Origin of the sequence: Candidatus Poriferisodalis sp. (genome assembly GCF_965214215.1) — a bacterium.
In the GTDB taxonomy this organism is placed as follows: domain Bacteria; phylum Actinomycetota; class Acidimicrobiia; order Acidimicrobiales; family Poriferisodalaceae; genus Poriferisodalis.
Genome location: NZ_CBDCBD010000003.1, coordinates 1,866,490 through 1,881,116, shown reverse-complemented (window position 1 = coordinate 1,881,116; position 14,627 = coordinate 1,866,490). Strand labels below are relative to the sequence as shown.

The 14,627-nt window shown below is 66.9% G+C and carries 18 protein-coding genes; 15 read left to right on the top strand and 3 right to left on the bottom strand.

The genetic code is table 11. From position 1 onward, the window contains the following. The 9 genes from ACOOF5_RS10930 to ACOOF5_RS10890 all read left to right on the top strand — a co-directional run bounded on the left by ACOOF5_RS10930 (position 1) and on the right by ACOOF5_RS10890 (position 7,536). Positions 1 to 1,278 (top strand): geranylgeranyl reductase family protein, encoded by a 1,278-nt coding sequence (locus ACOOF5_RS10930; protein ID WP_420439041.1) that lies wholly within the window; start codon positions 1 to 3, stop codon positions 1,276 to 1,278. Between the two features lie 16 nt (positions 1,279 to 1,294). After that, the gene (gene coaA / locus ACOOF5_RS10925) at positions 1,295 to 2,242 is read left to right on the top strand and encodes a type I pantothenate kinase (protein WP_420439039.1); all 948 of its coding nucleotides are present in this window, start codon (positions 1,295 to 1,297) and stop codon (positions 2,240 to 2,242) included. A 144-nt stretch (positions 2,243 to 2,386) separates the two neighbouring features. Continuing rightward, positions 2,387 to 2,872: an HIT family protein gene (locus ACOOF5_RS10920; protein ID WP_420439037.1), complete on the top strand. Its 486-nt coding sequence runs from the start codon at positions 2,387 to 2,389 to the stop codon at positions 2,870 to 2,872. An 85-nt stretch (positions 2,873 to 2,957) separates the two neighbouring features. Further along, positions 2,958 to 3,755 carry an enoyl-CoA hydratase/isomerase family protein gene (locus ACOOF5_RS10915; RefSeq protein WP_420439035.1) on the top strand — a complete coding sequence of 266 codons (798 nt, stop codon included), beginning with the start codon at positions 2,958 to 2,960 and terminating at the stop codon, positions 3,753 to 3,755. Between the two features lie 29 nt (positions 3,756 to 3,784). After that, the gene (locus ACOOF5_RS10910) at positions 3,785 to 5,023 is read left to right on the top strand and encodes a CaiB/BaiF CoA transferase family protein (RefSeq protein WP_420439033.1); all 1,239 of its coding nucleotides are present in this window, start codon (positions 3,785 to 3,787) and stop codon (positions 5,021 to 5,023) included. Between the two features lie 121 nt (positions 5,024 to 5,144). Next, a complete protein-coding gene (gene map, locus ACOOF5_RS10905; protein ID WP_420439031.1) occupies positions 5,145 to 6,113 on the top strand; it encodes a type I methionyl aminopeptidase in 969 nt (322 codons plus the stop codon). A 144-nt stretch (positions 6,114 to 6,257) separates the two neighbouring features. Further along, complete coding sequence (locus tag ACOOF5_RS10900) at positions 6,258 to 6,506, top strand: LysM peptidoglycan-binding domain-containing protein (protein WP_420439029.1); 249 nt, start codon at positions 6,258 to 6,260, stop codon at positions 6,504 to 6,506. Between the two features lie 41 nt (positions 6,507 to 6,547). Next, on the top strand, positions 6,548 to 6,952 hold the full coding sequence (locus ACOOF5_RS10895; RefSeq protein ID WP_420439027.1) for a LysM peptidoglycan-binding domain-containing protein: 405 nt from the start codon (positions 6,548 to 6,550) through the stop codon (positions 6,950 to 6,952). Next, positions 6,952 to 7,536 carry a phosphatase PAP2 family protein gene (locus ACOOF5_RS10890; protein WP_420439025.1) on the top strand — a complete coding sequence of 195 codons (585 nt, stop codon included), beginning with the start codon at positions 6,952 to 6,954 and terminating at the stop codon, positions 7,534 to 7,536. Before ACOOF5_RS10895 ends, ACOOF5_RS10890 begins: the two co-directional genes overlap by 1 nt. 32 nt (positions 7,537 to 7,568) lie before the next feature. On the opposite strand, the gene ACOOF5_RS10885 is transcribed toward ACOOF5_RS10890, so the two are convergent. Next, positions 7,569 to 7,853, bottom strand: coding sequence for a hypothetical protein (locus ACOOF5_RS10885; protein ID WP_420439023.1), 285 nt, complete (start codon positions 7,851 to 7,853; stop codon positions 7,569 to 7,571). 115 nt (positions 7,854 to 7,968) lie between these two features. Between ACOOF5_RS10885 and ACOOF5_RS10880 the strand changes: the two genes are divergently transcribed. Continuing rightward, on the top strand, positions 7,969 to 8,988 hold the full coding sequence (locus ACOOF5_RS10880) for an LLM class F420-dependent oxidoreductase (protein WP_420439021.1): 1,020 nt from the start codon (positions 7,969 to 7,971) through the stop codon (positions 8,986 to 8,988). Here the strand turns inward: ACOOF5_RS10880 and msrA are convergent, their stop codons facing one another. Next, positions 8,989 to 9,642 carry a peptide-methionine (S)-S-oxide reductase MsrA gene (gene msrA, locus ACOOF5_RS10875; protein ID WP_420439019.1) on the bottom strand — a complete coding sequence of 218 codons (654 nt, stop codon included), beginning with the start codon at positions 9,640 to 9,642 and terminating at the stop codon, positions 8,989 to 8,991. Positions 9,643 to 9,734: 92 nt separating this feature from the next. Here msrA and ACOOF5_RS10870 point away from each other — a divergent pair, with 92 nt between their 5' ends. From ACOOF5_RS10870 to ACOOF5_RS10850, 5 genes are all read left to right on the top strand, one after another. Further along, positions 9,735 to 10,226, top strand: coding sequence for an FAS1-like dehydratase domain-containing protein (locus ACOOF5_RS10870; RefSeq protein ID WP_420439017.1), 492 nt, complete (start codon positions 9,735 to 9,737; stop codon positions 10,224 to 10,226). Next, a complete protein-coding gene (locus ACOOF5_RS10865; RefSeq protein ID WP_420439015.1) occupies positions 10,223 to 10,672 on the top strand; it encodes a MaoC/PaaZ C-terminal domain-containing protein in 450 nt (149 codons plus the stop codon). Before ACOOF5_RS10870 ends, ACOOF5_RS10865 begins: the two co-directional genes overlap by 4 nt. Positions 10,673 to 10,703: 31 nt before the next feature. Beyond that, on the top strand, positions 10,704 to 11,615 hold the full coding sequence (locus ACOOF5_RS10860) for an LLM class F420-dependent oxidoreductase (protein WP_420439013.1): 912 nt from the start codon (positions 10,704 to 10,706) through the stop codon (positions 11,613 to 11,615). Positions 11,616 to 11,703: 88 nt separating this feature from the next. Beyond that, positions 11,704 to 12,492 carry a maleylpyruvate isomerase family mycothiol-dependent enzyme gene (locus ACOOF5_RS10855; protein ID WP_420439011.1) on the top strand — a complete coding sequence of 263 codons (789 nt, stop codon included), beginning with the start codon at positions 11,704 to 11,706 and terminating at the stop codon, positions 12,490 to 12,492. Positions 12,493 to 12,617: 125 nt separating this feature from the next. After that, positions 12,618 to 13,040 carry a DUF3237 domain-containing protein gene (locus ACOOF5_RS10850; RefSeq protein ID WP_420439009.1) on the top strand — a complete coding sequence of 141 codons (423 nt, stop codon included), beginning with the start codon at positions 12,618 to 12,620 and terminating at the stop codon, positions 13,038 to 13,040. Positions 13,041 to 13,070: 30 nt separating this feature from the next. On the opposite strand, the gene ACOOF5_RS10845 is transcribed toward ACOOF5_RS10850, so the two are convergent. Continuing rightward, positions 13,071 to 14,417, bottom strand: coding sequence for an MFS transporter (locus tag ACOOF5_RS10845; RefSeq protein WP_420439007.1), 1,347 nt, complete (start codon positions 14,415 to 14,417; stop codon positions 13,071 to 13,073). Between the last annotated feature and the right edge of the window lie 210 nt (positions 14,418 to 14,627).

Sequence of the window (14,627 nt, the reverse complement as noted above, 5' to 3'; positions counted from 1 at the left end):
ATGGCCGACGTTGATGTCCTGATCGTGGGCGCCGGACCCGCAGGCGCATCCACCGCCATGTGGGCCCGGCGTGCAGGGCTCGAGGTGATGCTCGTGGACCGCGCTGCGTCGGGGCGTGACAAGTGCTGCGGCGACGGCCTCACTGCGCTCGCGTTGCGCGAGCTGGAGTCGCTGGGCGTGCAGCCCGAACGGATGAGCTCATGGACCGACGTGACCGCTGCGTCCGTCCAGACGCCTCGCGGGCGTGTCATGCGCCTGCCGCTGCCGGTGGGGTGCGGGCAGTTCGCAAGCGTCTGCCGGCGAGCCGAACTCGATGCCGCGCTCGTCGACCTCGCAGCGGCAGCGCAGGCCGACGTTCGCCTCGGCGTCGCCTTCGAAGGCTTCGATGATCCGGGAGCGACAGCGAGCACGGCCGGGGTCCGGCTCAGCGACGGCAGCGTGGTGCGGGCCAGATTCGTCGTGGCCGCCGACGGGGTCTATTCCGCTGTTCGCAAGGCGCTCGGCATCGGTCCCCATCGCTACCGAGGCGACTGGCATGCATTCCGCGGCTACCTCCGCGCAGACGGCGCTGCAGCTCGCGACTTGTGGGTGTGGTTCGAGCCTGACCTGCTGCCGGGATACGCCTGGTCGTTCCCGCTGGGCGACGGGCGCGTGAATCTCGGCTTCGGCGTGCCCCGACGCTCCAGCGACGGCGGTTCTGACGACACGGGCACGCTGTCGGGCAGCGAGATCGCAGCTGTCTGGGCGAGCCTGACCGAGCGGCCGCACATCGCCAGCGTGCTCGGGCGCCACGAACCCGACGGTTCAACTCGCGCGTGGCCGATACCGGCTCGGTTGGAGGAATTGGAGCTCGCGCGCGGGCGCACGCTGCTGTGCGGCGATGCTGCGGCGGCCGCCGACCCGCTGACCGGCGAGGGAATCGGCCAGGCCCTGCAGATGGGACGGATGGCAGCGACCGCGATCGCGCGTGGCGGCCCGCCTCACAGTGTGACTGCTCGCTATGTACGCGAGGCCCGAGCCGAGTTCACTCTGGACCACCGGCTGGCGCGAGGCCTCAGCCGCGTCCTGGCCCACGAACGCTTGGCCGAGCTCTCGCTCGCAGCGGTCGACTGGTCCGGTTGGACACGCCGGCAGTTTGCACGCTGGATGTTCGAGGACTACCCGCGAGCGGCCCTCGCGACGCCCCGTCGTTGGCACCGGGGCATCGCCACAGCACGGGGTGCATACGACCCAAGGTCCGGACCAGTTGCGGTCGAGGCCTTGAGTTCGCCAAGCTAGGCGGGTGACGGACCCCATGACGCTCGACCGAACGCTCGAGCCGGGCATCGATGACCGGCATTGCAGGTTCAACCGCGAGCAGTGGGCGAAGCTGCGAGACGCCACGCCGCTGTCATTGACAGAGGCCGAGCTGGAGGCGTTGGCGGGCCTCGTCGAACCGGTCACGCTCGACATGGTGCGGGACATCTACCTGCCGCTCTCGCGCCTGCTGAACCTGCGGGTTGCTGCCAAACGCCAGTTGCGCGCAACCACCGAGGGCTTCTTCGGCAGGGTGCTGCCGCCGCGGCCCTATTTGATCGGCATCGGTGGGAGCGTCTCCGCGGGCAAGAGCACCACGGCGCGCATCCTGCAGGCCGTGTTGGCCTCATGGCCCGATCATCCCGAAGTGGACCTGGTGACGACAGACGGGTTCCTGTTGCCCAATGCCGAGCTCACCGTACGCGGGATCCTCGGGCGCAAGGGCTTTCCCGAGTCGTACCGGCGCGGCGACCTGCGCGATTTCCTCCAGCGGATCTCGAGCGGTGAGCCCGACGTCGCAGCGCCGATCTACTCGCACAGCCTGTACGACGTGACCGACGAGGTGCAGCTCATCAACCAGCCGGACATTCTCATCGTCGAGGGTCTGAACGTGCTGCAGACCGGGCCTCCGTCGAGCACACCGTTTGTGTCAGATTTCTTCGACTTCACCATCTATGTCGACGCCGAGTCCACCGACCTCGAGGAGTGGTACGTCGAGCGCTTCCAGCAGCTGCGCAAGACGGTGTTCCGCGAGCAGTCCGCCTATTTCGCGCAGTTCGCCGATCTTCCCGCGTCCGCTGCGGACGCCGTCGCGCGCACGATCTGGCGCTCGATCAACCTCGTGAACCTGCAGGAGAACATCCTTCCGACGCGAGCTCGGGCCGACCTAGTGCTCGCGAAAGGCCACGATCACGTCGTCGACCACGTTGAGCTCCGGTACCACTAGGCCGTGGCAATGATCGAACCCTCGATAGACCAACCGCTTGTCTCCCGCGCTTGTTCCCAATTTCCGTTGACTCGGCGCTCACGGGCCGCTCGGGCCACGGCTTCGCCTATCGGCTCAGCCTCCTAGATCGCGGTTTGTGGACTCGTGCTGAACCCCTCTGACGATGACGCGCCGGCTGCAGACCGGATGCCGGGCTGCACGTTCTGTTCGATCGTCGCCGGCGATATTCCGGCGTTGCGCTTTTACTCCGACGAGCACGCTGTGGCGTTCATGGACCGCTTGCCGATGACTGTTGGTCACAGCCTCGTCATTCCTCGCCGGCATGTGACCGACGTCTGGGATCTCACCGATGACGATGCGGCACACGTGATGCAAGCGGCGCGGCGGGTGGCTGGCTTGGTGCGCGATCGGCTGCAGCCCGCAGGAGTGAACCTGCTCAACAACAATGGTGCGGCAGCGGACCAGACGCAGTTTCACTTCCATATCCACGTGATTCCGCGCTACGGACGGGACCGGCTGCTGCACCCGTGGGAACGGATCTTTGCGCCCGCCGGCGAGATCGAATCGGCGTACCGGCTGCTCAGTGCAGCGGACCCGCAGGCCCGAGCGGCTGACGCCCCATGCAACTAACGCAGCGCATCACTGCTGCGGGGCCGCCTCACAACTGGCCGCAGGCCCGGGCGGCTGACGCCCCAAAGAACTAGCTTCAAGCGCCATGAACGATCGCTACGCCCCATTCTCCGCGCTTCAGATCACGGGTCCTGACGACGACGGCGTGCTCGAGATCGTGATCGACACGCCGGGCCGGCTGAACTCGGTCGACGCGCCGAAGCACTTAGCGCTCGCTGATGTGTGGCGGGCGGTCGACGATGATCCTGACACCCGGGTAGCAGTGATCCGGGGGGCCAATGGCACGTTTTCCGCCGGCGGCGACCTGGACATGATTCAGGAGATCATGGACGACTTCGAGACGCGCCAGCGGGCCCTTCGCGAGGCCCGCGACATCGTCTACAACATGATCAACTGCTCCAAGATCATCGTGTCGGCTATCGAAGGTGTGGCGGTCGGGGCCGGATTGGCGGCCGCACTCATGGCGGACATCTCCATCGCTGGACGAAACGCACGCATCGTGGACGGGCACACCAAGCTCGGCGTCGCCGCCGGCGACCATGCCGCGATCGTGTGGCCGATCCTCTGCGGCATGGCGAAATCGAAGTACTACCTGCTCACCTGCGACACGATCACCGGTACCGAGGCCGACGACATGGGTCTGGTCAGCAAGGTGGTCGATGATGACGCCGTGATCGATGAGGCGTTCACCGTCGCTCGCAAGCTCGCAAAGGGCAGCCAGAGTGCCATCCGCTGGACGAAGTACAGCCTCAACAACTGGATGCGGATGGCAGGGCCCATCTTCGACACCTCTGCCGCCTTGGAGATGCTGGGCTTCACCGGCGCTGATGTGCGGGAGGGACACGCCGCCATCGTCAACAAGCGCCGTCCGAACTTCGCCTGAGCTCAGCACCGAATCAGAGAGACGACGACATGGCAATGCTGGATCCGCCCGATGAGGCGCACCTGACCGCACACGAGCGTGTAGCCCCGATGGCCGCCCAGAACTCGGGGCCGCTTCGAGGCGTTCGCATCATCGACTGCACCCATGCGTTGGCTGGGCCGTGGTCGACGATGATGCTGGCCGACTTGGGCGCTGATGTCATCAAGGTTGAGCCGCCGCGGGGCGAGCTGGCCCGCAAGATGGCCCCGTTCACCCGGGAGGACACCGAGCGCAATTTCGGCGCCGGGTTCGCCAACTACAACCGCAACAAGCGGGGCATAGCGCTTGATCTCACCGACGACGACCAGCGGGAGCAATTCCTGCAACTCGTCGAGACTGCGGACGCACTCGTCGAGAACATGCGCGCAGGGGTCATGGACGCGCTCGGAGTGGGCTGGGAGGTGCTCCATGAGCGCAACCCGAGGCTCGTCTATGGCGCCATCCGCGGCTTCGGAGACCCGCGTTCGGGTGAGAGCCCGTACGTGGACTGGCCCGCCTACGACGTGGTCGCCCAGGCCATGTCGGGCATGGTCTCGGCCACCGGGAGCGGCCCCGCCGACCGTCACGTCGTCGGCCCCTATATCGGGGACACCTATCCGGGCACGATCGGCGCCATGGGTGTGCTAGCGGCACTCTTTCATGCGCAGCGGACGGGCGAGGGCCAGTTCGTCGACGTGTCGATGGTCGACGCCGTGATGGCCTTGAGCGAAGTCGGGGTCACCCGCTACAGCGTGATGGGCCAGCCCGACACCCCGCCCAGCGGCAACAAGAACCAGTACATCGTGCCGTTCGACATCTTTGATACCTCCGATGGGGCGGTTGCCATCGGCGCGCCCACCGACAACCACTGGCGAGAGCTGGCGGTTGCCATCGGTCGGCCGGAGTGGGCCACCGCAGACGAGACCCGCACGCTTCGCGCGAGGTTCCATCACCGTGACATGATCATCAGCGCCATCACCGAATGGGCTGCATCGCACACCAACGCCGAGGTGCTCAAGGCGGTCGGCGGCAAGGTGCCCTGCGGACCTGTGAATCACCCCGTAGACCTGTTCGCCGACCCCCATGTCGCGGCCCGCGACATGCTGGTGGCGGTGGAGCAGCCGGTGGGCCGGCCGATTGTGCAGATCGCTCCGCCCCTCCGCATGAGTGCCACACCGCCGGGCATCTACCGCCGTGCTCCCAAGCTCGGCGAGCACAATGACGAGGTGCTCGGCGAACTCGGCGACTGATCGCGCCCGCCGGACTGATGCCAGCATCCGCGGCTCTCAACGCTCGACGACGGAGCGCCTGTGACCCACGGGTAGCGTGACCACAATGGGCAGGCGCAAGCGTCGGGTGCCAGCAGCGCGCATGAGGCCTTCTGGTGGCTTCGAGCCGGTGGTCGCTGGCATGATCTCGCCCCGCCGAGCTGTGCCGCCCCATATTGAGTTGCCGCCATACGCCATCAGCGGCAAGTCCGGCACAGCCCCGAGCGGCGTGGCGCCGTCGGACGGCACCACCATCGAGGCGATGCGGTTGGCGGGTTCAGCCGCGCGACGCGTGCTCAGTGCCGTGGCAGCGGAAATCGCCCCTGGGGTGACCAGCGATCATCTCGACGAGGTCTGCCATGAGACATGCATCGCCGAAGGCGGCTACCCGAGCCCGCTCAACTACAACGGATTCCCGAAATCGCTGTGCACCTCGGCCAACGAGATCATCTGCCACGGCATCCCCGACGACCGGGCGCTGCGCGACGGCGACATCGTGAACTGCGATGTGACGATCTACGTCGGCGGCGTGCACGGTGACCACTCCGAGACGTTCCTGGTGGGCGATGTGGACGAGGCCTCTCGGCGGCTCGTCGCAGTCACCCGCGAGTCGATGTATCACGGCATCGCGGCGGTCCGACCGGGAGCTCAGGTGTGCGACATCGGCCGTGCCATCCAGGTTCGGGCAGAAGCGGAGGGTTACGGCGTCGTGCGCGAGTTCGTCGGCCATGGCATCGGGCAGATCTTCCACCGGCTGCCCAACATCCCGCATTACTTCGATCCCTCCGCGCGTACCGAGCTGGTGAAGGGCATGACCTTCACGGTGGAGCCGATGATCACCGCAGGCACACCTCGTGCTCAGCTCTGGCCTGACGGCTGGACCGCAATGACCGCCGACCGCGGTCGAACCGCGCAGTTCGAGCACACCGTGGTGGTCACCGACGACGGCGCCGAACTGCTCACCGTGACCCCCGACGAGCCGCAGCCGTTCCTCCTGGCCGATGCCGCAAGCAGGCTCAGTCCCGACAATTGGCCTCAGCAGCTGAACACTGCGGCCGTTCAGGCCAGTTGAGCCATGCTTCGCGCGCGTACGGCGACACGCGCTGCGTGCGCCCCCAAGCCGTACGCCGCCACGTTTGCCTGCAGGATCGCAGCGTTGCTGATGGCAGCAGCCGCGCTCGCGGGGGCCTGCGGCTCAGAGCCAGAGGTTGAACCAGTGCCGACGACGCTCCCCGTACTGACAACGCTGCGCCCCCAGCTCACGACGACGACTCTTGCTGCGCCGCCCCCTCAGCGTCGGATCTACGTGGTTCAACCGGGCGACACGCTCAGCAGGATCGCCAATGGGTTCGGCGTTTCCGTGCAGGCGCTCATGGAAGAGAACGGCAAAGAAGACACGCTGCTCCGCATTGGCGAGCAGCTCGTCATCCCGCCGACTGTGGTCGGCGCCAACAGCTCACAGTGAAGACGGGCAGTGATTTCTCCTGTACACAGCGCTGGGGTGTCATGACAGCGGCGATCGCGCTTGCCGCGGCCGGCGTGGCACAAGGATGTTCCCTGCTGCCGGGCGAGTCCCGCACCGAGGGCGCAGCCACGACCGTTCCCGCACCGACGGTGCCACCAGCCACCACCACCACCGAGCCACCAGTATTGACGCCGTACACCGTGGTGCGAGGCGACACGCTGATCCAGATCGCCGACCGGTACGGCATTCACCTGAACGATCTCGTGCGGGTGAACAACATCGCCGACCCCACCAAGATCTTCGTCGGCCAGATCCTGATGATCCCGCCACCACCGGATCCCGATGCGGGGCCTGCGCTCACGATCGCGCCTGCCACCGACCCCGTTCTCCCGCCGCTCCTGCCGACCACCACCGCTGCGCCTGTCACCATTCCAGGAGCGCGATGATGGCTGCTTCGACGCCGCCACGGCCTGAATCCGAAGAAGTGCGTGATCCGCTGTCGGCGGCTGCGCGGCAGATCGCTCGTTTCGACAATGCAGTGGACCAGTGGTGGGAAGCCCTTCGGGGTCGCAAGCTGGTGGACCGGGTCATGTACGGGGCCTCAGACGTCGGTGAGTTCAGCCAGTTGTGGCATGTGCTCGGTGCATTGCGTGCGCTGAGCCCGCGGCGGGAAGTCTCCGATGCATTTCGGTTCAGCGCCCTCATGGCACTCGAGTCGCTGATCGTGAATCAGGGCATCAAGCGGCTGTTCGCACGGCGCAGGCCCGGCACCGCGGCGGAGAACCCCACCCAGCACCGGCTTCGCCAGCCGATCTCGTCCAGCTTCCCTTCAGGCCATGCGTCGGCGGCATTCTGCGCCGCAGCCGTTCTGTCGCGTGGGTCTCGTCTCGGGCCGCTCTACCGGCTGGCCGCCGCCATCGTGGCCACCTCACGCATTCATGTGCGCTTGCATCACGCGAGTGATGTCATCGCCGGCGCCGCGGTCGGCGAGATCATCGGCCGCGTCGCTGCCCGGCTCATGCGGCGCTGAACCGGCTCAGCCGGCGACGCCTGAAAGCGCGGTCAGGCCCGGGCCACGTCCTGATCGGCCTTGGCGACCGCAGACAGCTCGGCAGCTTCGTCGCCTCGACGCAGCAGCGTGCGCACGTCGAGAAGCACATCGGTGACCTCGCCCGACGAGACCAATTCGCGGCTGAAAAAGTCGCCGAGCGCGCTGTCGATGACTTCAAGAGCGTCGGAGATGATCCGGGGCTCAGCTGTCCGAGTCGGTTCCGTTGTCTCGGTCATCTCTGTGCCCTCCCCGCTCCCGACGTCTGCGTAGACGGCGTCGCTGGTTGTGAACCTCACCCTATCTCGCACCTAGCGCCCGTCACCGTCAGTTTCCCAAGACGTCATCCGGTCGCCCACATTCAGCTGTCGGGGCTTTGGCGGACCGCGCGAACGGCGGGTACGGTGCGCCGCCATGAGCACGACTGGTTCGACCAAGACCAAGGGGGCCGGAGCCCAGCCGTACGGTGTGACCGTCGGCAGCCTGGGAGTGCTGGGCCCCGCTGCTGTCACCGACATCGCCCGCTCCGCTGAGGCGCAGGGATACTCGTCGATCTGGACGGTCGAGGCGACGGGCACGGACGCGTTTTCGCTGCTGGGCGCCGTCGCCCACGCTGCTCCTGGCATCGATCTGGCGACCGGCATCATTCCGATCCAGCTGCGTGCACCCACGCTGGTCGCCATGACGGCATCCACGTTGCAATCGCTCAGCGACGACCGTGATGTGCTGGTGGGGCTCGGTGTGTCGGCGCCCGGCATCCTGCGCCAGCACGGCGAGCCGCCTCCGGATCGCCCCATCGCGATGATGCGCGAGTACGTGGCGCTGCTGCGTGAGTGCCTGAGCGGCGAATCGGTGACGTTCGAGGGCGACTTCTGGCAGGTTCGCCGGTTCCGCTTGGGCATGCGGCTGGGCGAGCGGCGCCCGAAGATCGTGCTGGCGGCACTCAATCCGCAGATGCTGCGGCTGGCGGGCGAGGTGGCCGATGGCGTGCTGCTCAACTACCTGCCCGCCTCCCACGTGCCGAGCGTCGTGGCCGAAGTCCGCAAGGGCGGCGAGGCGCAGATCATCTGCTACGTCCATGCCGCTGCGGGCGAGCTGGAGCGCTCGGCACGGTCGGCCCAGCGCGACTTGCTGAACTATGCGCTGGCCGACGGCTACGCCAACGCCTTCCGCGCGGCGGGCTTCGGCGACGAGGTGGACGAAGCCCGCGCTCGGCAATCCGAGCGCGATCGCGAGGGTGCGATCGCGGCGATCTCGAACGAGATGATCCAGGCCATTGACTTCATCGGTACCTCAGACGAAATCGGTGCGTTCACGCAGGCCTACGTGGACGCTGGCGTGGAGTACCCGGTGCTGATGCCGCTGCCGTGGGGTGAGGACCGGCGCGCCGTGACTGACGAGACAATGACGGCGTTCGCCAGCTCGTTCAGCTAGTCAGTCGGCGGTGGCGACACCCACCGGGCAGGTCTGGCCGGTGCTGCCGAGGCCGCAGTAACCCCACGGGATCTTGTGCAGGTACTGCTGGTGGTAGTCCTCGGCGTAGAAGAACGGGCCGGCCAGACAGATCTCGGTGGTGATGCCCCCGAGCCCGGCGTCGTCGAGCACCGCTTGGAACATGTCCCGAGACGAGATGACGAACTCCAGCTCGGCCTCGTCGGCTGCGTAGATGGCCGATCGGTATTGCGTGCCGATGTCGTTGCCCTGCCGCATGCCTTGGGTGGGGTCGTGGCCCTCCCAGAACGCCCTCAGCAGTGCCTCGAGGCTGGTCTGCGCCGGGTCGAACACGGCGAGCACGGCCTCGGTGTGACCGGTCATGCCGGAGCACACTTCCTCATAGCTGGGATTGGGGGTGGTGCCGCCGGCGTAGCCCACGGCGGTGGTGTACACGCCGGGCAACTGCCAGAAGATGCGCTCAGCACCCCAAAAGCAGCCCATCCCGACCACGATGTGCCCGAAGCCGTTGGGGAACGGCGGTGTCATCGGCGTTCCGAGAACGGCGTGCGCCTGGGGCACGGGCATCATCTGGCTTCGTCCGGGCAGCGCACTCTCGGCGTCGGGCACCTCCAGCTTCCTCGACCACAACGCCACGGCTCTTCCTCCTGCTTCGGAGGAAACGCTACTGGCGACGGGGCGACCGGGTCACGACTTCGCCTACCGGCTCAGCCTCTAATGTCACGCAGATGAGTGAGTCGCTGATCCCAGCCGAGACGTTGGAACGCGTCGGCGAGGTGCTGTCGGGGCCGGTCACGGTGGTCGTCGACCGGCGCGAAGCACAGCGCTACGCCTATGCAGTCGGCGACGAGAATCCGATTTACTTCGACGAGGTCGCTGCTCAGGCAGCCGGGTACCGGACGCTGGTGGCGCCGCCCACCTACGTCACCCACGCTGTGGTGCAGCCAAGAACGGCGTCCGAACTGCGCACCGACGGTCTGTACCGCGAAGGCACCCGGATATCGCTGTTGGTCGACCGAGTGATGTTCGGCGGCGAGGAATGGGACTTCCTCGAACCGGTCTGCGTCGGCGACGAGATCACCGCTACCGTCCGGCTAGCCGCGGTCGACCAGAAGGAGGGCCGCAAAGGGCCCTTTGTCCGGCAGGTGCGCGAGACGACGTTCGTCAATCAATTCGGCGACGAGGTCGCCCGTTCCCGCATGATCGGCATTGCACGATGAGCACAACGACCGAAATGGCCACCGCAACTCCAAACCTGGCGACACTCGAGGCCGGCCAGGAGCTGCCGACGATGCACAAGTTCCCCGACGAGGCGCAGCTCTTCTTGTACAGCGCGGCCAGCCATAACCCCCATCGCATTCACTACGACCGTGAGTACGCCCGCTTCGAGGGGCACGAAGACATCATCGTGCACGGTCCGCTGCAGGGCGCATGGCTGACGCAATTCGTCACCGACTGGGCGGGCCCTGCCGCACGCTTGCTGGGCGTCACCTGGCAGAACCGCGCCAGCGGCCTGACCGGCGAAGAGCTCGTGTTCTCAGGCACCGTGACGTCAGTGGATGCCGAGACGGGAATTGTCGAACTCGAGATCGCTGAGCACACCTCCGACGGAAGGCTGCTCATGCCGGCGACAGCTAGGGTCCGCCTGCCCATGAGTCCCGAGTAGTCACCGGGACCGAGATGGAGGAGAGCAGCGCATGAAGATCGCCGTCGACTTCCCGTCCATTGCCTTCCGGGAAGGACCCCAGCGGGTGCTCGACCTGGCGAAGGCCATCGAGGACTTGGGCTACGACGAGATTGCCGCATTCGACCATGTCGTGATGGGCCACCCCGGCGAGGGCCGCTTCACCATCTACCCCGCCAACATGCCGATCCTCGAAGCGCTGATGCTGCTGGCAAACGTGGCAGCGGTGACCGAGCGAGTGTCGCTGTCGACGGAGGTGCTGGTGCTGCCGCAGCGCCAACCGGTGCTGGTGGCCAAGCAGATCTCGACGCTGGACACACTGTCGAACGGCCGTGTGCGCTTCGGCATCGGCGTGGGCTGGCAGGACTCGGAGTACGACGCGCTCGAAGAGGACTTTCACACCCGCGGCAAGCGCATGGACGAGGCCATCGACCTCATGCGGGCCTACTGGGCAGGCGGCCGGATCTCCTACGCCGGCGAGCACTACAACAGCCACGACATGGGCATGGAGCCCGTGTCGCCGCAGGGTGCCGCGATTCCCTTGTGGATCGGCGGCGACAGCCCCGCGGCACTGCGCCGCACCGCCCAGAAAGGCGACGGGTGGATGGCGTCAGGCGTCAGCGATGAGCGGGCGCTCGAGTGCATGACGGAGATCCGCCGACGAGCCGAGGAGGACTTCGGCCGAGATCCGGCGTTGATCGGCATGCAGCTGATGCTGGCCCCGCCGCCGCGAACCGACGCCGACAAAGGCTTCTACAAGGACCTGGACGCGATCGGCGAGCGAGCCGCCGTCGTCAACGCGCTGGGCTTCGACTGGACCTCGGTGAACGTCACAGCCATGTTCCAGGCTGGCGCCCGCTCGGTCGAGGCCATGATTGACCGGCTCGGCGAGATCATCGAACGCATTCGAGCCGAAACCGATTGAGTCGCCCGGCGGCGCCTTCGACGGCGGCCCCGTTATTTTCGCCAACACACCGAGCACGAAACCGACGACATCGAACAGGACCATCACCATGAGTCAGCCGCAACTCATCATCGACAACCTCAAGGCCTGCTGGGCAAGCTGCAAGGAGTTCTACGGTTCGCTGGAAGGCGATCAGTGGCAGGTGCAGTCGCACTGCCCAGACTGGACCGTCCACGGCGTGCTCGCCCACCAGGTGTCGGTAGAGCAGGCCCTGTCGGGCTGGCTGCCTGAATCGGTGGAGACGCCGCCGCCCTTCGGCGACATCGCCGGCTACGTCTCTGCCGCAACGGCCATGAGCGGACCGGAGCTGACGGCGTTGGCCGCCGAGGTGTGGGACGGGCGTGCCGCGCAGCTTGAGGCGCTCGACGACGAAGTCTTCGACCGCGGGTCGATCACGCCAGTCGGGCCCGGAACCTACGGCCGCTTCATGGCGATCCGGGAATTCGACCATTGGATGCACGAGCGTGACTGCCGCACGCCGTTGGGAATGCCGACCGACAACGGCGGTCCCGCCGCCGAGATGGCCCTGAACGAAGTGCACCTGTCGGTCGGCTACATCGCCGGCAAGAAGGTGGGGCTGCCCGATGGCGCCTCCATGCACTTCGACATCACCGGCGCTGTGGAGCGCGATATCTACGTGCAGGTGGAGGGCCGGGCCCGCGAGGTCGACTATGTGGAGAACCCGACCGTCACGCTGCATTGCGACTCGATGGCGTTCATGGATCTCACCTGCGGGCGGATCGACCCTGAGGTGCCTATTGCGGCGGGCCTGGTCACGTGGTCGGGCGATACCGAGCTCGGCGCCCACGCTGCCCGCAACCTGCGCTTCACGATGTAACCGAAATCGAGCAGCGACAATTCGCGCCGCCGCCGCACCGACCCGCGGACCTCAATCCCGTCTCACAACTCTCCGCACCCGACAAGCACCCGTCTCAACAGACTCAACACACAAGGAGCACCCAGATGTCCGAGACTTCATTGCCAGTACGGCACCTGTTCAGAATGGATATCGAGGCCGACCTGTCGAATGCGACCCGCATCCGCGGCGGGCCCGCCGGCACCCGGATGGTCGCCTCAGTCGACAGCGGCACGGTCACCGGCGAGCGCATCAACGGCACCATCTTGGGCCCGTCGGGCGACTGGCTGTACCGCTCGGCCGACGGCACGATGAGCCTCGACGTGCGCATCTCGATCCGCACCGACGACGAGGTCGACATCCTGATGGAGTACCAGGGCAAGATCCTCGACGACGGCACTCCCCGGTCGGCGCCCACGTTCCAGACGTCGATGGAGGGTCCTTACGCCTGGCTCAACAAGGTGCAGGCAGTCGGCATCGGCTCACTCGACGACGGCAAGCTCGCCTACGAGGTCTACGAGCTGCTGTAGCGGGCACCGCCACAGGCGCGACCATGTCGCTCAGGCAGCGGTTGGGCGCTTGCGGGGATAGGCAAGTCCCATGAGCGGGATGCACAGTGCTTGCAGGCCGCCGAGCAGCAGCCACAGCCAGTTGTAGAGATGCACCTCGTGGGCGCCGCCGAGCACCGCGATGGCTACGGCGACGCCGACGCCACCAACGCTGTAGCGCAGCGATTGATGCACGCCGTTCGCAGTCGCGATCGCGTCCGGCTTGATGTCCACGAGTGCCGCTGAGTTCAGGTGGCTGGCGAGCAAGCCCATGCCCAGGCCGAAGAACACGGTCGCGGGAAAGAAGGCAAACCAGAAGCGCACGTTCTCGTCCAAGAAGAACAGCAGCCACAGATGGCCGACCGTTGCGACAGCCGATGCGAGGGCCATCATCCCCCGAAACCCGTGTTTGTCGGCCCAGCGGCCGCCGAGCACCGCCATGACCGCCGAGATGATCGGGGCCGGCGTGAACGCCAGTCCGACGGCCCACAGGCTGTAGCCCCAGACCCCCACCAGGTATTGCGGCCACAGGAACCAGCTCGTGAAAGCGCCGATCATGGCCAACGAGACCGCCATGTTGGCCACGGCGAAGCTGCGAACCCGAAAGAGCCGCGGATCGAAGAGCGGTTCGTCGTGGCCGGCGGATCGCCACAGGAACAGCGGCAGCAGCACCGCGGCACCGATGAAGCACGAGAGCGTGCCGATCGTTCCCCATCCCCAGAAACGCCCCTGCAGGGTTGCCAGCACCACGAAGAACACCGCCGCGGTCCCCATGGCGACGCCGAGCAAGTCCAGCGGTCGGCTGCGATCCGGCTTGGCTGTCTCGTGCAAGAACCAGATCGAACCGAGGAATGCGAGCGCCGCTATAGGAGCAATCGTCAGGTACACCCAGCGCCAGCTGGCGATCTCGAGGATGCCGGCGGCCATGCCGGGCGCGATGCCCGACGCCGCCATCCCCGCGGAGGCCCAAACGCCGATGACGCTGGCCTGGCGCGCCGCGGGGAACTGCGGCAGTACGAGCGCGAGCGAGGACGGCACGGTCAGCGCCCCGCACAGTCCCTGCACCACCCGGGCAACCAGAAGCAGCTCGATGCCAGGTGCCAGCCCTGCGGCGATCGATGACACGAAGAGGCCGAGCACGCCGAGGCGGAACACCACCAGTCGGCCATAGCGATCCGCAAGCCGACCGCCGATGATGATCGTGGAGGAGAACGCAAGCGCGTAGCCGCTCACGATCCAGCCCGTCACCGCCCCTGACACGCCGGGGAATGCCCGCACGATGTCGGGGAACGCAACGTTCGTCACCGTGACGTTGACCGTGCCGAGCACGAATGCCAGCGACCCGGTGGCGAGCGCCAAGCGGGCTCGACTCGAGACGCGTTCATCAGCAGGCAGCTCGGGTGATGAGCTCGGCGCGGGCGTCGGGCGCGCCGGTGCCTCGGGTGGTGAACCCCGTGATGACGATGGACGCGCCGGCGCGAGGGGTGTGATGCGCTGCCCGATGGCTCGGCCCGCGGGCGCCGAGCCTGACCCCGATGTCAGGCGCGCCTCACCCTCAGCGAACCGGAG